At 37.8% G+C, this 14860-nt stretch carries 13 protein-coding genes and 1 pseudogene; 10 read left to right on the top strand and 4 right to left on the bottom strand.

All coding sequences use genetic code 11. The features are described 5' to 3' along the window. Positions 1-68: 68 nt before the first annotated feature. Together ACIFOT_RS24895 and ACIFOT_RS24890 are read left to right on the top strand one after the other, a co-directional pair. On the top strand, positions 69-602 hold the full coding sequence (locus ACIFOT_RS24895; protein ID WP_430069259.1) for a 1,2-dihydroxy-3-keto-5-methylthiopentene dioxygenase: 534 nt from the start codon (positions 69-71) through the stop codon (positions 600-602). Positions 603-968: 366 nt separating this feature from the next. Then, positions 969-1211 carry a Spo0E family sporulation regulatory protein-aspartic acid phosphatase gene (locus ACIFOT_RS24890; RefSeq protein WP_430069256.1) on the top strand — a complete coding sequence of 81 codons (243 nt, stop codon included), beginning with the start codon at positions 969-971 and terminating at the stop codon, positions 1209-1211. Here the strand turns inward: ACIFOT_RS24890 and ACIFOT_RS24885 are convergent. Continuing rightward, positions 1201-1430: pseudogene (locus ACIFOT_RS24885) on the bottom strand (ZIP family metal transporter); the annotation flags it as partial. The gene ACIFOT_RS24890 and the pseudogene ACIFOT_RS24885 overlap by 11 nt on opposite strands. Before the next feature lie 501 nt (positions 1431-1931). Here ACIFOT_RS24885 and ACIFOT_RS24880 point away from each other — a divergent pair. The 4 genes from ACIFOT_RS24880 to ACIFOT_RS24865 are packed head-to-tail and all read left to right on the top strand — an operon-like array spanning position 1932 to position 5394. Next, positions 1932-2756: an electron transfer flavoprotein subunit beta/FixA family protein gene (locus ACIFOT_RS24880; protein WP_430069254.1), complete on the top strand. Its 825-nt coding sequence runs from the start codon at positions 1932-1934 to the stop codon at positions 2754-2756. Between the two features lie 37 nt (positions 2757-2793). Then, complete coding sequence (locus tag ACIFOT_RS24875; RefSeq protein WP_430069251.1) at positions 2794-3822, top strand: electron transfer flavoprotein subunit alpha/FixB family protein; 1029 nt, start codon at positions 2794-2796, stop codon at positions 3820-3822. Next, a complete protein-coding gene (locus ACIFOT_RS24870; RefSeq protein WP_430069248.1) occupies positions 3815-5110 on the top strand; it encodes an FAD-dependent oxidoreductase in 1296 nt (431 codons plus the stop codon). The genes ACIFOT_RS24875 and ACIFOT_RS24870 overlap by 8 nt, the downstream gene beginning before the upstream one ends. Then, positions 5110-5394 (top strand): ferredoxin family protein, encoded by a 285-nt coding sequence (locus ACIFOT_RS24865; RefSeq protein ID WP_098526926.1) that lies wholly within the window; start codon positions 5110-5112, stop codon positions 5392-5394. The genes ACIFOT_RS24870 and ACIFOT_RS24865 overlap by 1 nt, the downstream gene beginning before the upstream one ends. Before the next feature lie 133 nt (positions 5395-5527). On the opposite strand, the gene ACIFOT_RS24860 is transcribed toward ACIFOT_RS24865, so the two are convergent. Next, entirely contained in the window at positions 5528-5875 is a 348-nt protein-coding gene (locus tag ACIFOT_RS24860) for a hypothetical protein (protein ID WP_430069245.1), read from the bottom strand. Positions 5876-6100: 225 nt separating this feature from the next. Between ACIFOT_RS24860 and ACIFOT_RS24855 the strand changes: the two genes are divergently transcribed. Further along, a complete protein-coding gene (locus ACIFOT_RS24855) occupies positions 6101-6625 on the top strand; it encodes a hemerythrin domain-containing protein (protein WP_430069243.1) in 525 nt (174 codons plus the stop codon). Between the two features lie 842 nt (positions 6626-7467). Here ACIFOT_RS24855 and ACIFOT_RS24850 read toward each other — a convergent pair. Beyond that, positions 7468-8976: an ATP-binding protein gene (locus tag ACIFOT_RS24850; RefSeq protein WP_430069240.1), complete on the bottom strand. Its 1509-nt coding sequence runs from the start codon at positions 8974-8976 to the stop codon at positions 7468-7470. Positions 8977-9106: 130 nt separating this feature from the next. Here ACIFOT_RS24850 and ACIFOT_RS24845 point away from each other — a divergent pair, with 130 nt between their 5' ends. Continuing rightward, positions 9107-9547 carry a MarR family winged helix-turn-helix transcriptional regulator gene (locus ACIFOT_RS24845; RefSeq protein WP_430069237.1) on the top strand — a complete coding sequence of 147 codons (441 nt, stop codon included), beginning with the start codon at positions 9107-9109 and terminating at the stop codon, positions 9545-9547. Between the two features lie 95 nt (positions 9548-9642). Beyond that, positions 9643-11337 carry a M3 family oligoendopeptidase gene (locus ACIFOT_RS24840; RefSeq protein WP_430069234.1) on the top strand — a complete coding sequence of 565 codons (1695 nt, stop codon included), beginning with the start codon at positions 9643-9645 and terminating at the stop codon, positions 11335-11337. Between the two features lie 130 nt (positions 11338-11467). Here ACIFOT_RS24840 and ACIFOT_RS24835 read toward each other — a convergent pair whose 3' ends face one another. Further along, positions 11468-13618 carry an AAA family ATPase gene (locus ACIFOT_RS24835; protein WP_430069231.1) on the bottom strand — a complete coding sequence of 717 codons (2151 nt, stop codon included), beginning with the start codon at positions 13616-13618 and terminating at the stop codon, positions 11468-11470. A gap of 189 nt (positions 13619-13807) precedes the next feature. Between ACIFOT_RS24835 and ACIFOT_RS24830 the strand changes: the two genes are divergently transcribed. After that, positions 13808-14857 carry a YkvI family membrane protein gene (locus ACIFOT_RS24830; RefSeq protein WP_430069228.1) on the top strand — a complete coding sequence of 350 codons (1050 nt, stop codon included), beginning with the start codon at positions 13808-13810 and terminating at the stop codon, positions 14855-14857. Positions 14858-14860: the final 3 nt, after the last annotated feature.

Below are 14860 nucleotides of genomic sequence, written 5' to 3'. Positions count from 1 at the left end.
AGTTGATTGGAGCGGAAATCAACAGACTAGTTTAACACTGCCAATATTTTAAAGGGGAGAGATGAAAAATGGCATATATTACATTTCAAAACAAACTGGACCAACTTCGCGAACATGAGGAGGTCTCAAGCTTTCTTGCGTCTCAGGAAGTAATTTATGAAAATTGGGATATTAGCAAACTTCCTTCATCACTAGTGGAAAAGTATTTATTAAGTGATGAAGAAAAAGAAGAAATTTTAAATACCTTTGTAGGAGAAATTGCTGATATTTCCACGAGAAGAGGCTATAAAGCTCAGGATGTCATCTCCTTATCAGAACATACACCTAATCTTGATGTATTGTTGACAAACTTTAAGAACGAGCACCATCATACAGATGATGAAGTCCGCTTCATTGTTAGCGGGCATGGTGTTTTTGTCATCCAAGGAAAAGATGGTGAGTTTTTTGAAGTCCATTTGAATCCAGGAGACTTGATTTCAGTTCCTGAAAATACAAGACATTATTTTACTTTAGAGGCAGATCGTAAAGTAGTCGCGGTGCGTATCTTTGTGACAACTGAAGGCTGGGTGCCAATTTATGAAAAAATAAAAGTAAATAAATAATGTTAAAAAACTGGCTGCAGCGAGCCAGTTTTTTTATGAAATAAAATAGGAATTATATACTAAAAAATATCTTGATAAAATAATGAAAACCCTTTCAATATTAAACAAATAGAAAATGTTAGAAAAATAGGAAAAAAGGTACTTTGATTTTTTTGAATAAACTGAATCATTTCCTGGTCGTTTGTGGAGTAAATTGTCGAAAAAAGGAGAAATCAATCGAGAATCATGTCGAATATCAAGATAAATAGATTGTTTTGTCTACTTTTGCGAATGTATTTACTTTTATAAAAATTCTTGTCATAATTCTTCAAGTAGTCTACTTTTTTAGCAGTTTACAGTAATAATGTAAGAGGCAGGGGGATAACATTGTACAAGTATAGTAATAATCAATCCGACATGATTGAGGAAATCAAAGCAAAAAGGGAATTAATGATAAATAGTGCCAATACACAGGGCTTTACTAGTGAAGAAACGATAAAATACAGCCAGGAACTAGATGAATTGATCAATGAGTACCAAAAAATCATGGGAAAAACTCCACGGCCAAATGAAGAGGTTAAATTTGCCTTTCAACAAATGATCATGATTTGGCCAAGAGTATTAGTATAAAGAATATATTATACAACATAGCTCTTGCGGAAAATGATAAACCCTATAGGACAAGCCTTTAACAACAGAAGTCAATAAATATCATAAAAAGGAAGCAACAATTTCAATTGCACCTGTTAAGGTTGCTAGAAGGAAGGCCTTCAGTTTACTAATTCGCTGATTGATTAAAAATAATGCGGCAAGAAGGCCTTCGGGCGCATTTTGTGCGCCAATTGCCAACAATTAATTTCCCGGTATCTCCTTCCTAAAGAGGCGCAGCTAAAGCCCTTGATAATCCTTCAGATTTATTATGAAGTATAAAGCAGAAAGAACGCTGCCAAAAAAAACTTCAAACATAAAATCCTCCTAACAAAAATCCCATAAAAAAGAAACCATTTATTTCTACAATATTAGACGGTTAATGTGATTTTTATCATTGTCTATATCTCAATATTTCTTATAGTTAAATTAGTACTATTTTGTAATAAACACTTTCATCATGACTCTCTACACACATTACTGCATCTATAAGTCTTCATCTGCTTTTGTTATTACTCCCTAGAAAACTGTCCAAATGACTTTAAAATTTAGTTTAAACATGTAGGAAAAAAAGAAAACTATCAAACTTGGGTAATATGCTTCTATTTCGATACATATATCGTTAATAAAAGCATTTTAAATAACCAAAGAAGGCAAACGCTTTCAACATTCTTAGACTATATGGAGGAGGGAAAGTCCTACATGCACATTGTCGTATGTGTCAAACAAGTACCCGATACAAAAATCATTAAAATTAATCCAAAAACAAACACACTCGACCGGCGCAGTGCCCCGGCAATCTTAAACCCTTACGATGCACATGCGGTTCAAGAAGCTGTGAAAATTAAGGAAATAACAGGCGGTTCGATTTCAGTGTTATCAATGGGGCCGCCGCAAGCAACTGCAGTGATTAAAAAGAGTATTGAAATAGGTGCAGATAGAGGGTATTTAATTACTGACCGTGCCTTTGCAGGAGCAGATACTCTAGCAACCAGTTACGCCTTATCAAAAGCATTAGAAAGAATCAACAAGGATCACCCTGTAGATATGATTATTTGTGGCAAACATGCCATCGATGGTGATACAGGACAAGTTGGGCCCGGGATTGCCAGAAGAATGGATATCCCGCCTGTAACAAATGTTATCGAAGTTACGGAAGTTAATCAGAAGGAAAAAACGGTTTTGATAAAACGGAAACTGACAAACGGTTATGAATTAATTCAGTCGCAGCTTCCTTGCCTGTTAACTATTGAAAAGGAAATTAATGATATCGAATATTCGCCAATGCCTAACATGATTGAAGCCGCTAGGTATGAGCCAACTATTTGGGCAGTTAGCGACCTAGAAAATGTTGACCTGGCACAGCTGGGACTGAAGGGTTCTCCAACAATCGTTGGAAAAATGTTTACACCCCCACGACCTGAAGGTGGAAAAAAACTTGAAGGTTCTTCTGATGACCAAGTTAGCCAGCTCATGGAAGTATTAATGGAGAAAAAAGACCTGTTTACATTACAACCATCCAAATAACAAAGACTAAATCTTTTTGCCGCAGGGAGGGGTTTACATGAATCTGGACGATTATCGTGGTGTCTGGGTATTTATCGAACAAAATGACGGAAAAATTGAAGGTGTATCACTTGAACTGCTTGGTGCCGGGCGAAAGCTTGCTGATAAATTGCAAGTTCCATTGGCGGGATTCTTGCTTGGCCATGAAGTTAAGCCTTTAGCCCAAGAGGTTATAGCTTACGGCGCAGATACCGTGTATCTTATTGATCATCCAGTCTTAAAACATTACCGAACAGAGTCATATATGAAGGGTGTTATGCACTTAGCTAAAAAATATAAGCCTGAAATCATCCTATATGGAGCGACACCAAACGGTAAAGACTTAGCAAGCGCGGTGGCAACTGACTTAAGCACCGGATTAACCGCAGATACTACCATGCTGGATGTAGATATAGATAGCAGATTACTAGAAGCAAGCCGACCTGCGTTCGGCGGTAATATTATGGCAACCATTCTTTGTAAAAAGCACCGCCCACAAATGGCAACAGTGAGACCAAAGGTCATGAAGGCATTAGAGCCAGAAGCAAGCAGGCTTGGTAAAATTATCGAAGAGAAAATTACCGTAGAAGAAGAAATTAGGACAAAAGTCCTTCAAATTGTGAATGATGTAACAAAAAAAGCCAATTTAGCCGATGCACACGTAATCGTTTGCGGCGGAAAAGGAATGGGGGATCTGCAAAATTTCCAGCTCATTCATGAATTGGCTGACACGATAGGTGCAAGTGTTGGGGGTACACGTGACGTGGTCGAAGCCGGATGGCTAAGGCACGAACAGCAGGTTGGTCAAACAGGGGAAACGGTTACACCGAAAATTTATTTTGCAATCGGAATATCAGGGGCCATTCAGCATGTGGTTGGTATGAAAAATTCTGAGTTCATCATTGCCATTAATAAGGATCCGAATGCACCGATATTTGATGTCGCAACCTATGGGATTGTTGGGGACGCAATGGAAATTGTCCCTAAACTAATCGCACAATTTAAGAAGCTTAAAGCGGAAAAAGGCGGTGAAATGGTCTATGTCTGAAAAATTTGATGTTATCGTTGTCGGCGCAGGCCCAGCGGGTACTTCTTGTGCCTATACTTGTGCAAAAAGCGGCTTAAACGTATTGCTTATTGAAAGAGGGGAATACCCTGGAGCTAAAAACGTCATGGGCGGTGTATTATATCGTAAGCAAATGGAAGAGCTCATCCCTGAATTTTGGAAGGAAGCTCCACTTGAAAGACCTGTAATAGAACAGCGTTTTTGGATGATGGATAAGGAATCTGTTGTTTCCTTTGGCTATAAAGGTCTTGAATGGGCAGTAGAGCCATATAATAACTTTACCGTACTTCGGGCACAGTTTGACCAATGGTTTGCTGGGAAAGCTGTTGAAGCAGGTGCACTGCTTATCAACGAAACCGTTGTAACCGAATGTATAGTTGAAAATGGTAAGGTGATTGGAGTTCGCACCGACCGTCCGAATGGTGAGGTCTACGCAGATGTCGTTGTCCTTGCGGATGGTGTAAACTCGCTGCTATCCAAACAGTTGGGGTTCCATAAAGAATTCCGTCCCGATGAAGTAGCTTTAACAGTCATGGAAGTTATTAATCTGCCAAAAGAAAAAATTAATGACCGATTTAATTTAGAAGATAATCAAGGCTGTACGATTGAAATATTTGGTGACTCCACTAAGGGGAACCTTGGAACTGCATTCCTTTATACCAATAAGGATAGCTTAAATATCGGAGTAGGAACGACCCTATCTAGTATGATTAATGCGAAAATGAAGCCATATGAGCTGCTTGATTACCTGAAAAATCACCCAATGGTAAAACCGTTGATTACCGGCGGTGAATCAGCCGAATATCTTGCCCATCTCATTCCTGAAGGAGGCTATCGTTCTGTACCAAAGGTGGCAGGTAATGGTGTTATTGTTGTAGGTGATGCAGCACAGCTTGTCAATGCCATTCATCGTGAAGGTTCGAACATGGCGATGCATTCAGGATTATTAGCAGCAGAATCCATTATCGAGGCTAAACATCGGGGAGACTTTTCTGAAGCCAGTTTAAATCTCTATCGTGAGAAGCTTTATGATAGTTTTATTATTAAAGATTTAGAGAAATATAAAGATGCTGCCCACACATTTGAAAAATATCCACAATACTTCAAAGAGTATGTACCAATGATGAACAAAGCAATGAGCAAATTCTTTACTGTAGATGGAACACCAAAACGCGATAAACAGAAACAAATCATGAAGAGTGTGACATCAGAAAGAGGAACGCTTCGGGTAATTCAAGATATTTATCGAGCTTGGAAGGCGGTGAAATAATGTCAACTAAAAATATCGAAGAAAAACAGTATCTTCTCCGTTTTAAGTGTGACACGAAATCTCATTTGACCGTACTTGATCATGATATTTGCATGACGAAATGTCCTGACAAAATTTGTACCGTCTTTTGTCCTGCCGAGGTATACAAATGGGAAGGGACCAGGATGCAAGTGGGCTATGAAGGCTGCCATGAGTGCGGTAGCTGCCGTATCGGATGTCCATACCAGAACATTAAATGGGAATATCCGAAGGGCGGACACGGTATTGTCTTCCGTTTAGCCTAATAAAAAAGTGCTGTATGCAAACATTGCAAACAGCACTTTTTTATTTTGAAAGATATAGAAAAACACTATATGTATGTTATTTCACAAGTAGGGATAAAAAGAAGGTGAAGCTTAAGGAAGAAATTTATGAGGATTAGCTGATTTTCTCTAATATCGTGGAGGAGGTAAGTTCATCTTTTTTGCCAGAACTTATTAATGAGCTGGCAAAAGCTATTGCAGAGTCTATAGACTCCATGTTTGCAGAACAATAATATGGCGTTTTCCAATTGAAATCCCCTTCGCAGTCAGCAGGATAAACACTCACTTTCCAATGATAATATATCTTTGGCTGTGCCAGCTGCACTCCTTCTACTGCAATGAGCCAGTGAGTTGAGGGGGAAATAGGGCAATGAGCTTCCGTATCCTTTAGGGAGCTAAGGTCATTCAAACCAATCGGGATTAATGCCTTTTCGTAAAAATCGTGATAATTTGGCGTTTTCATGGGATTTTGCCCTCCTTTGTCTTTCTTAACTATATTATATGAAACTATTAACGATTTTTGAGTGATAAATGTTAAAATTTTTAAAAAATATAAAACGTTTTCATAAATTCGACAAAAAAATGACGGATCAACCTGGAAAATTATTAGATGTGACCTTAGTCACTACATAAACGGTTATTTCTTTTTATACTTAAGGCAATAAATTGGTTAGAGGTGAAAAAGATTATGAGTGGATGTATGAGTGCTTTCGGAGGAATGCCGCAGGCTGAATTAAGTGAAGGACTTAAACAATTAAAGGGTGAACATCCCCCATTATTAGCACAATTAGAGGGATTATTTACTTTAACACAAAAAATTGATCAAGAAATAGAGCTTGAAAAGAATTTTAATGAATTAATTACGAAAGTAAAGGAATTTAAAGCAGCATTAGATCCTCATTCAGAACGGGAAGAAGGAATTCTTTTTCCAATGATGGGTGTTTATATTGGTACAACATCCGGTCCAATTGCGGTCATGGAATATGAGCATGATCAGGCGAAAGCAAATATCAAAGCATTTCTTGAAAAATCGTTAAACGTGCCGTCATCATCTTCAGAAATGAAAACATTTGCCAAACTAATACAAAACGCATACTACATTTTAACAGAACATTTTGCGAAAGAAGAAAATGTACTATTCCCCATAGCAGAGAGAATGCTTTCTGATGAAGAAAAATTAGAATTATACCGTAAAATTCAAGAAATTAAGTAAATGGGAACAAATAGAGCAAAAAAACGAGACGGATTAGTCTCATCAGGCTGTCGAAAAACTTTCGATAGCCTTTTATTTCATTTGTTCCCTTTAATAATTCACTGTATTAATTCGTTATAATAGTATTATAATATAGGCTATTAAACTGGTCTGTTGATTTGCGCTCCAGGCGCTTCGCTTTCCGCGGACGTGCAGGGGAGCCTCCTCGTCGCTTCGCTCCTGCGGGGTCTCCCCTGCCCCGTACTCCCGCAGGAGTCTTCGCGCCTTCCGCTCCAATCAACAGAGTGTTATTCAATAAAGAACTTACTAACCTATTAAATAATATGAAAAATTGGTTAATTTAAGCCAAAAGAAACTAGCCAAATGAATATGAATTTGTGTATTTTTGCATGCTGAATTCAGGAGAACCACATTTTTTAATCCCCGAAGCCTGTGTAGCTCTTTTGAGTCGGTGAATCTTCGCTCAATTTTCCCCTTTATAAATTTATAAAGCATTTTCCCGATTTAGATAAACATTTAACCTTACCTTTATACAAATTAGGTTGCACCGCATTTAGCAAGGTTGGAAAAGGTGTGTTGCTATAATTTTGGATTATCTACCTCCCTGTTGATTGGAGCGGAGGGCACTCGACTCCTGCGGGATATAGAGGTCACTAGAGACCCCGCAGGCGCCATAGCGCCGAGGAGGCTCTAGGACCTCCCCGCGGAAAGCGAGTGCCCGGAGCGGAAATCAACAGGCCAGTTAGCAGAGTCAATCAATTCATAAAAAATCAATAATTTTGATTCAGACAAAATAAAATTGCCGAGAAAAATTACCTTTCTCGACAATCTGACGAGACGGATTAGTCTCGTTTTTCCTTTGCTATCGGCAATGTTATTTCAACCGTAGTGCCTATTTTTTCTGCGCTGGTTATCTCGATAGTCCCTTCGAAAGAGTTGATGATTCGTTTACAGATAACCAAGCCAAGACCTGTACCTGTTTCTTTGGAGGTATAAAACGGACGAAATATTTTTTCTAACTCATCCTTTGGAATCCCTTTACCATTATCAATAATCTTAATTTTGCAAACATCTGCCATTTTTTGTAGTGCAATTTCAAGCGTCCCAGTGCTTTCAAATGATTCTAAGGCATTTTTGGTAATATTTAAGATTACCTGTTTAATTTGGTCCTTTACACATTTTACTATCACCGGTTGCTCTGAAATCCGCCATATACACTCTATATTATGAGAATTTGCTTCAGATACTATTAATGGACTCAGTTCATGAATGATTTCATTTATATTTACATTATCGATAAGTTGTGCAGTCGGCTTACCTAATATTAAAAACTCGCTGACGATTTCATTTATTCGTTTAAGCTCAGAGTTAATAACATTAAAATAATAGCGGTCATGGGGTTCCGTATATTTTTCACTTAGAAGTTGTATTAACCCTTTAACACCTGTAAGTGGATTCCGGATTTCATGTGCAGTACTAGCAGCCAATGTACCCACTAATTCAAGCTTCTGGAGTTCATTCTGTTTTCTTTCTCGACCGGTATGAATTCTTAACAAGATATATTTGATTAGCAAAAAGAGAATATGTGTGATGATAAGAATGAAAAATAAATTTTCTCCTATTTCATTGACAATCTGTTTTCCATTTCGGTCGGCCATTTTCACTTTTATGCTCCATGGCAAACGATCCATTGGTGTAGTGACCCAGTTTGTGGTATCTATCATATCTTTTCGCTTCACATTTATTTCAATGAGGGGATTTTCGGCACCATTCACAACATAAAGTTTGGTATCCGGAGTAAGAACCTTCATCACGTTCCTCATATAATCAATCCTGAGGTCAGCAACAAGAATGGCCTTTAAATTGTGATCTGCATCAAGAACTGGTGTTGCTAACCCGATGACTCTTTGGTTATTTTTTAGAATTTCCTCATGTTCAGAAATAATAATGTCCTTCGTTTTGATTACTTCTTGAATAAAGTCTAATTTGGAAAAATCAGCTTCATTTCGTAATGAAACCGTACCTGTTAAAATTTTTCCAGTCGTATCAAGTAAATAGAGTCCACTGTACCTTGGATCGTTTTGGTTCACTTTATTGAGGAGCGGTTCCATTTTCTGTGGTGTGAACAGGGTATCCTCGGCTGATAGCGACAATATTTTTAAACTAGTCACGGTTTCGCTAATGAATTGGTCCCAGTTTTTCTGGTAAATAGATGCGATCCAACTAGCATTCTCTTTTCTGCTGCTATCAATTTCTTTTAAAATATCATTATAAAAATATAAACAAAAAAGGAAAACTGGAATAACCACAACGATTAAATAAGTAAGTAAATTGCTTTTGTGAATTTTCATGAATGTACCTCAAATAATTCAGTTATCTTTCTTAACGAAATCATTATACCATTAAAAGGGAATTTGACAGTACCTCAAAAATTTTTTATAATAATTTTGAAATCGAGATAATTTAAAAGGATGAGTTTCTATGGAAAACGATTCAGTTTCTACTTCATTAAAATTATTTATTGTTCTTTCAAGAGCCTATAAAGCTATAAATGAGCATGTTAATAAGGCTATACAAGCAAATGGTTTAAATCCAACAGAATTTGCTGTTTTAGAGCTTCTATATCATAAAGGCGATCAGCCTATGCAGCAAATTGGCGGGAAAATTCTACTTGCGAGCGGAAGCATTACCTATGTAGTTGATAAACTTGAACAAAAAGGATTGCTGAAAAGAATTGCTTGTCCCAAGGACAGACGTGTCACCTATGCACAAATAACGGATGAAGGGAAAAAATTTATTCAAGATATTTTTCCTGAGCATGCACAGGAAATTGATAAGCTTATGTCTAGTCTTTCTGGTGAAGAGAAACTTCAAGCAATTGAACTCTTGAAAAAATTAGGAATCCCTGCAGGGAAATTTTAATACGGCTATTGCCGTATTTTTTTTTTATAAAGGAATATTATTGAATAGTGTCGAATTGAATATTGCTGGAAAATTAGTACAAAGGAGATGTTTCAATGAGTTTTGAAAATTATACATATGTTCGTCCGAACTTAGAAGAAGTAACAGTAAAATTTGATACTGTGTTGGCGCGCTTCAAAAATGCTGTGTCTGCCGAAGAACAAATCAAGGAAATGAACAACATTAATCAATTAAGAAATGACCTGGGAACGATGTTCAATCTTTGTTATATCCGCCATTCGATTGATACAGATGACGAATACTATAAGGCAGAACAGGATTTTATGGATGAAGTTCAGCCTGAGGTTGAAGGTTTGGTATCCAAGTATTATAAGGCATTAGTGGATTCCAAATTCCGAACAGAGCTTGAAGAAAAACTTGGTGAACAGCTTTTTGCACTTGCTGAAGGCCAGCTTAAGACTTTTAAACCTGAAATTGTTTCACTGCTTCAGAAGGAAAATCGACTTTCAACTGAATATACGAAGCTAATAGCTTCCGCAAAAATTGTTTTTGATGGGGAAGAAAGAACACTTGCTCAGTTGGAGCCTTTTACTCAGGTTACGGACCGCGAGACGAGAAAAGAGGCCAATGAAGCGAAATTTAGTTTTTTAGCTGAACATGAAGCTGAATTAGACCGCATTTTTGATGATCTTGTAAAGGTAAGAACAGAAATTGCCCAAACACTGGGCTATAAGAACTTTGTTGAACTTGGATATTATCGAATGATGAGAACCGATTATAACGCGGAGATGGTTGCAAATTTCCGTGATCAAGTAAAAGATTTTATTGTTCCAATCGCAACTAAATTGAAAAAGCGACAGCAGGAGCGTCTTGGTCTTGAACAATTAAAATATTATGATGAAAATTTCATTTATCAAACAGGAAATGCAAAACCAAAAGGAAGCCCGGAATGGATTATCGAAAACGGGCAAAAAATGTATGAAGACCTTTCGAAAGAAACGGGAGAATTTTTCAGCTTTATGCAGGAAAATAATTTAATGGACCTTGTTGCTAAGAAAGGGAAAGCAGGCGGGGGCTATTGCACGTATATAGAAAATTATAAGGCGCCGTTTATCTTTTCTAATTTCAATGGAACCTCAGGGGATATTGATGTTCTAACACATGAAGCAGGCCATGCCTTTCAGGTTTATTCAAGCCGTCATTTTGAAATACCTGAATATTATTGGCCAACCTACGAAGCATGTGAAATTCATTCGATGAGTATGGAATTTTTCACCTGGCCGTGGATGGAGCTATTCTTTAAAGAAGATACCGATAAGTATAAGTTTTCTCATTTAAGTGATGCATTATTATTCCTGCCTTATGGTGTTTCCGTGGATGAATTCCAGCATTGGGTATATGAAAATCCGACAGCTTCACCAGATGAAAGGAAGCAGGCATGGCGGGAAATTGAGAAAAAATATACGCCGCATAAAGATTATGATGGTCAAGAATATTTAGAAAAGGGCGGCTTCTGGCAGCGTCAGAGTCATATTTATAATTCACCTTTCTATTATATCGATTATACTCTTGCACAAATTTGTGCGTTCCAATTCTGGAAGCGTTCTAGAGAAAATCAAGAAGAAGCCTGGGAAGATTATGTAAACCTTTGTAAGCTTGGCGGAAGCATGTCTTTTACTAAGCTTGTCGAGGCTGCTCATTTAATTTCACCATTTGAAAACGGCTGTGTGGAATCTGTCGTTAGTGAAATTGAAAAATGGTTGAATTCTATTGAAGATAAAAAGCTTTAATTTTACGTTAAAAAGCGAAGCCGTGTTAGGGCTTCGCTTTTGTCATTGGCTCTGTTTAACTTGTCTGTTGATTTCCGCTCCAATCAACAGAGTATAAAAAACAACAATACCATTTAACACAGGTTTTTCATTAAGAAACTGCATTCACTGTTGACACAACACGTAATTCTGCACCCTCCATTACTGCTGTTAACTTTTTCGCATCAGGCTGTTCAAGAATATAATCTGCAATTTTATCCTCCAGCTGTTCTTGAATGGCCCGGCGAAGTGGACGAGCTCCGAAAGAAGGGTGGTAGCCTAACTCAGCTAATTTTTCTTTAACGTCAGTGGTAATCGTTAATTCCATGTCTTGTTCTTTTAGTGTTTCTAGTAATTCATTAATCATTAGGTCAACGATAGTCAAAATGTGTTGTCTGCCCAATGAATTAAATTCAATGATCCCATCAAAACGATTCAAGAATTCAGGCTTAAAGAAGCTTCCCAGTGAATCAAGAATACTTGCCTCTTCAACCGCTTCATTTGTACCAAAGCCGACATGAACCGTTTTGTGTCCGACCCCGGCATTACTTGTCATAATAATTACAGTGTCTTTAAAGCTTACGATTCTGCCTTGACTGTCTGTTAAACGGCCATCCTCGAGAATTTGCAGGAAAATATGCTGGACATCTGGATGCGCCTTTTCTATTTCGTCCAACAGAATAATGCTGTACGAGTTTCGGCGGACCTTTTCAGTAAGCTGTCCTGCTTCATCGTGACCAATATAGCCTGGAGGTGAACCAATCAATTTTGAGACACTGTGTTTCTCCATATATTCGCTCATATCAAGGCGGATCATCGATTCTTTCGTGCCGAATAATTCTTCTGCTAAAGTTTTCGTTAATTCTGTTTTACCGACACCTGTCGGACCCACAAATAGGAAGGAACCTATTGGACGGTGTTTTGATTTTAAGCCGGCACGGCTGCGTCTAATCGCTTTTGCCACTTTTTGGACGGCTTTTTCTTGTCCGATAACTTTATGATTTAGATTTACTTCTAAATTTTTCATTTTTAGCTGTTCATCTTCTTGCAGTTTTCCAACAGGAATACCTGTTTTTTGTTCAATGATTTCTTGGATATGTGAAACAGTGACAACGGGTCTTTCTGTACTTGCTGCAGTATTTAATGCCTTTTCAAGTTTTGCTTCTTCATCACGAAGCTTGGCTGCTGTTTCATAATGTTCATTTTTTAAAGCATGTTCCTTCTCAGCAGCAAGTTCTTTTAGACGTGCTTCAATTTGGTCAGTGCTTTTGTATTCAGAAGCAAGATTTAATTTTGAACCGGCTTCATCCAATACGTCAATCGCTTTATCAGGTAAAAAGCGGTCTTGAATATAGCGCTGTGATAATTGGACACAAGCATGGATTGCTTCATCAGTATAGGTTACTTCATGGTAGTCTTCGTATTTCTTTTGGATTCCTTTTAGGATATTAATAGCGGCTTCGTTATCAGGCTCTAGAACATGGACTGGCTGAAAACGACGCTCTAATGCGGAATCCTTTTCGATTTGACGATATTCTTTTAATGTTGTAGCACCGACCACTTGCAACTCACCACGGGCAAGGGCAGGCTTTAAAATGTTGCCAGCGTCCATTGATCCTTCAGCAGAACCGGCGCCAACAAGTAGATGTATTTCATCGATGAACAGGATAATATTTTTTCTTTCTTGTAATTCTGTAATTAACTGTTTCATTCGTTCCTCGAATTGACCACGTATACCCGTATTAGCTACAAGGGAAGCAACATCAAGTAGATAAACCTCTTTATTTTGTAACTTTCCTGGTACATTTCCTTCAGCAATCTTAAGGGCAAGACCTTCAGCTATGGCCGTTTTACCGACACCGGGTTCCCCGATTAATACAGGATTATTTTTATTTCTTCTGTTTAAAATTTCAATGACGCGCTTAACTTCGTCATTACGGCCGATTACTGGGTCAATTAAATCGGCTTTAGCCATTTGCGTTAAATTTCGCCCAAATTGATCAATAAAACCGTTATGTTTTCTTGTACTTTGGGTCGCAAATTGACCATTTGAATTTAAATTTTGTGAGAAGTTTTTAGCCTTAAACAAATCTTCAATTGAGAAACCTGGGAAAGCATTCATATTCGGCCCAAAGCCTGCCCCAATTGCCTTTTTCTCAGTTGCATAACATTCGTGACAGAGCTTCATATCCTTACGTTGTCCATTAATATTAAGAGATAATTGTACGTTTGCGTTGTTTTGATTGCATCGTTGACAAAGCATAAGTAATAACCTCCTTGTTATTTAGCTTTTACCAATTTGACTTTGACTATCTTTGACCTTATGAGCATAGTATACTCTGACCATTTTTGACTTTCAAGATGTTTGCTTATAGTAAATGTTAACAATTGCAGAAAAAGCTCGTCTTAGTTTGTCCCTCCATACATATATTGGTGATAAGGGGGGGATGGTGTGAAGCGGAATTGGGCAGCGGCCTTTCAAATTGCAGCGGTCTATGTAGGGACTGTTGTTGGTGCAGGTTTCGCCACAGGAAAAGAAATCGTAGAATTTTTTTCTCGATTTGGTTTCTTTGGCTTTATAAGTATATTAATGAGCGGTTATTTCTTTGTGGCAATTGGCTCTAAGATGATGCGAATGGCTGCTCAGATTGAGGCAAAATCCTACCAGGAGTTTAATGAATACCTATTTGGTAAATGGCCGAGCCGGCTCATCAATGTTTTTATGCTATTGATGCTGCTTGGGGTAAGTGCGGTTATGCTCGCAGGGGCTGGGGCAGTATTTGAGGAACAGCTGGGGATTCCTAAAACAGTTGGGGTATTTCTAACGATTTTTCTCTCCTTTATGGTCATGTTAATTGGCACAAAGGGTCTTTTTGCTGTGAATACATTTGTCGTTCCGTTAATGATTTCCTTCAGCTTAATATTAATGGTTTATTCATTACGAATGCCGAATTTTTTGAGTCAATTTTTATTTATTCCCCATGCTGACGATGGCTGGAAGAGTGTCGTGGCTCCATTTTCGTATGTGGCTTTGAATCTGGGGTTAGCCCAGGCTGTGTTGGTGCCAGTAGCAACTGAGATAAAAGATGATTGGACGATTAAATGGGGAGGAATTCTTGGTGGTCTTGCGCTGACTCTAATATTAATAGCAAGCCATTTTACGTTGATCATGCTGCCAAACCTTGAATTGTATGACATCCCGATGGCGATTATCATGAAAAATTTAGCCCCGTTTTTTTATTGGATTTTTGTTGTCGTTATCTACGGAGAAATTTTTACTTCGGTCATTGGAAATGTCTTTGGTCTTGACCGTCAACTGAAACAATATATGAATATTCCCACAATTGCATCAGTTTCCGGCATTTTTGCCATTTCTTATCTCATAAGTCTGGTAAATTACAGTACGCTGTTATCATATCTATATCCATTGTTTGGGTATATTTGTATGACCTTTTTTGTATTACTTTGGATGAAGCCATTTACGGCAAATGAAAGAAAATAGACA

It is taken from the genome of Neobacillus sp. NRS-1170 (assembly GCF_050468025.1).
Note: the sequence above shows the minus strand (reverse complement) of the source record. Positions and strands in the feature narration are given on the sequence as shown.

What these genes read in the sequence shown, in the direction of transcription:
- ACIFOT_RS24875 (WP_430069251.1), top strand. Translation starts at nt 2,794, where the DNA reads ATGAATCTGGACGATTATCGTGGTGTCTGGGTATTTATCGAACAAAAT.
- ACIFOT_RS24895 (WP_430069259.1), top strand. Translation starts at nt 69, where the DNA reads ATGGCATATATTACATTTCAAAACAAACTGGACCAACTTCGCGAACAT.
- ACIFOT_RS24870 (WP_430069248.1), top strand. Translation starts at nt 3,815, where the DNA reads ATGTCTGAAAAATTTGATGTTATCGTTGTCGGCGCAGGCCCAGCGGGT.
- ACIFOT_RS24850 (WP_430069240.1), bottom strand. Translation starts at nt 8,976, where the DNA reads ATGAAAATTCACAAAAGCAATTTACTTACTTATTTAATCGTTGTGGTT.
- ACIFOT_RS24845 (WP_430069237.1), top strand. Translation starts at nt 9,107, where the DNA reads ATGGAAAACGATTCAGTTTCTACTTCATTAAAATTATTTATTGTTCTT.
- ACIFOT_RS24865 (WP_098526926.1), top strand. Translation starts at nt 5,110, where the DNA reads ATGTCAACTAAAAATATCGAAGAAAAACAGTATCTTCTCCGTTTTAAG.
- ACIFOT_RS24860 (WP_430069245.1), bottom strand. Translation starts at nt 5,875, where the DNA reads ATGAAAACGCCAAATTATCACGATTTTTACGAAAAGGCATTAATCCCG.
- ACIFOT_RS24840 (WP_430069234.1), top strand. Translation starts at nt 9,643, where the DNA reads ATGAGTTTTGAAAATTATACATATGTTCGTCCGAACTTAGAAGAAGTA.
- ACIFOT_RS24880 (WP_430069254.1), top strand. Translation starts at nt 1,932, where the DNA reads ATGCACATTGTCGTATGTGTCAAACAAGTACCCGATACAAAAATCATT.
- ACIFOT_RS24855 (WP_430069243.1), top strand. Translation starts at nt 6,101, where the DNA reads ATGAGTGGATGTATGAGTGCTTTCGGAGGAATGCCGCAGGCTGAATTA.
- ACIFOT_RS24835 (WP_430069231.1), bottom strand. Translation starts at nt 13,618, where the DNA reads ATGCTTTGTCAACGATGCAATCAAAACAACGCAAACGTACAATTATCT.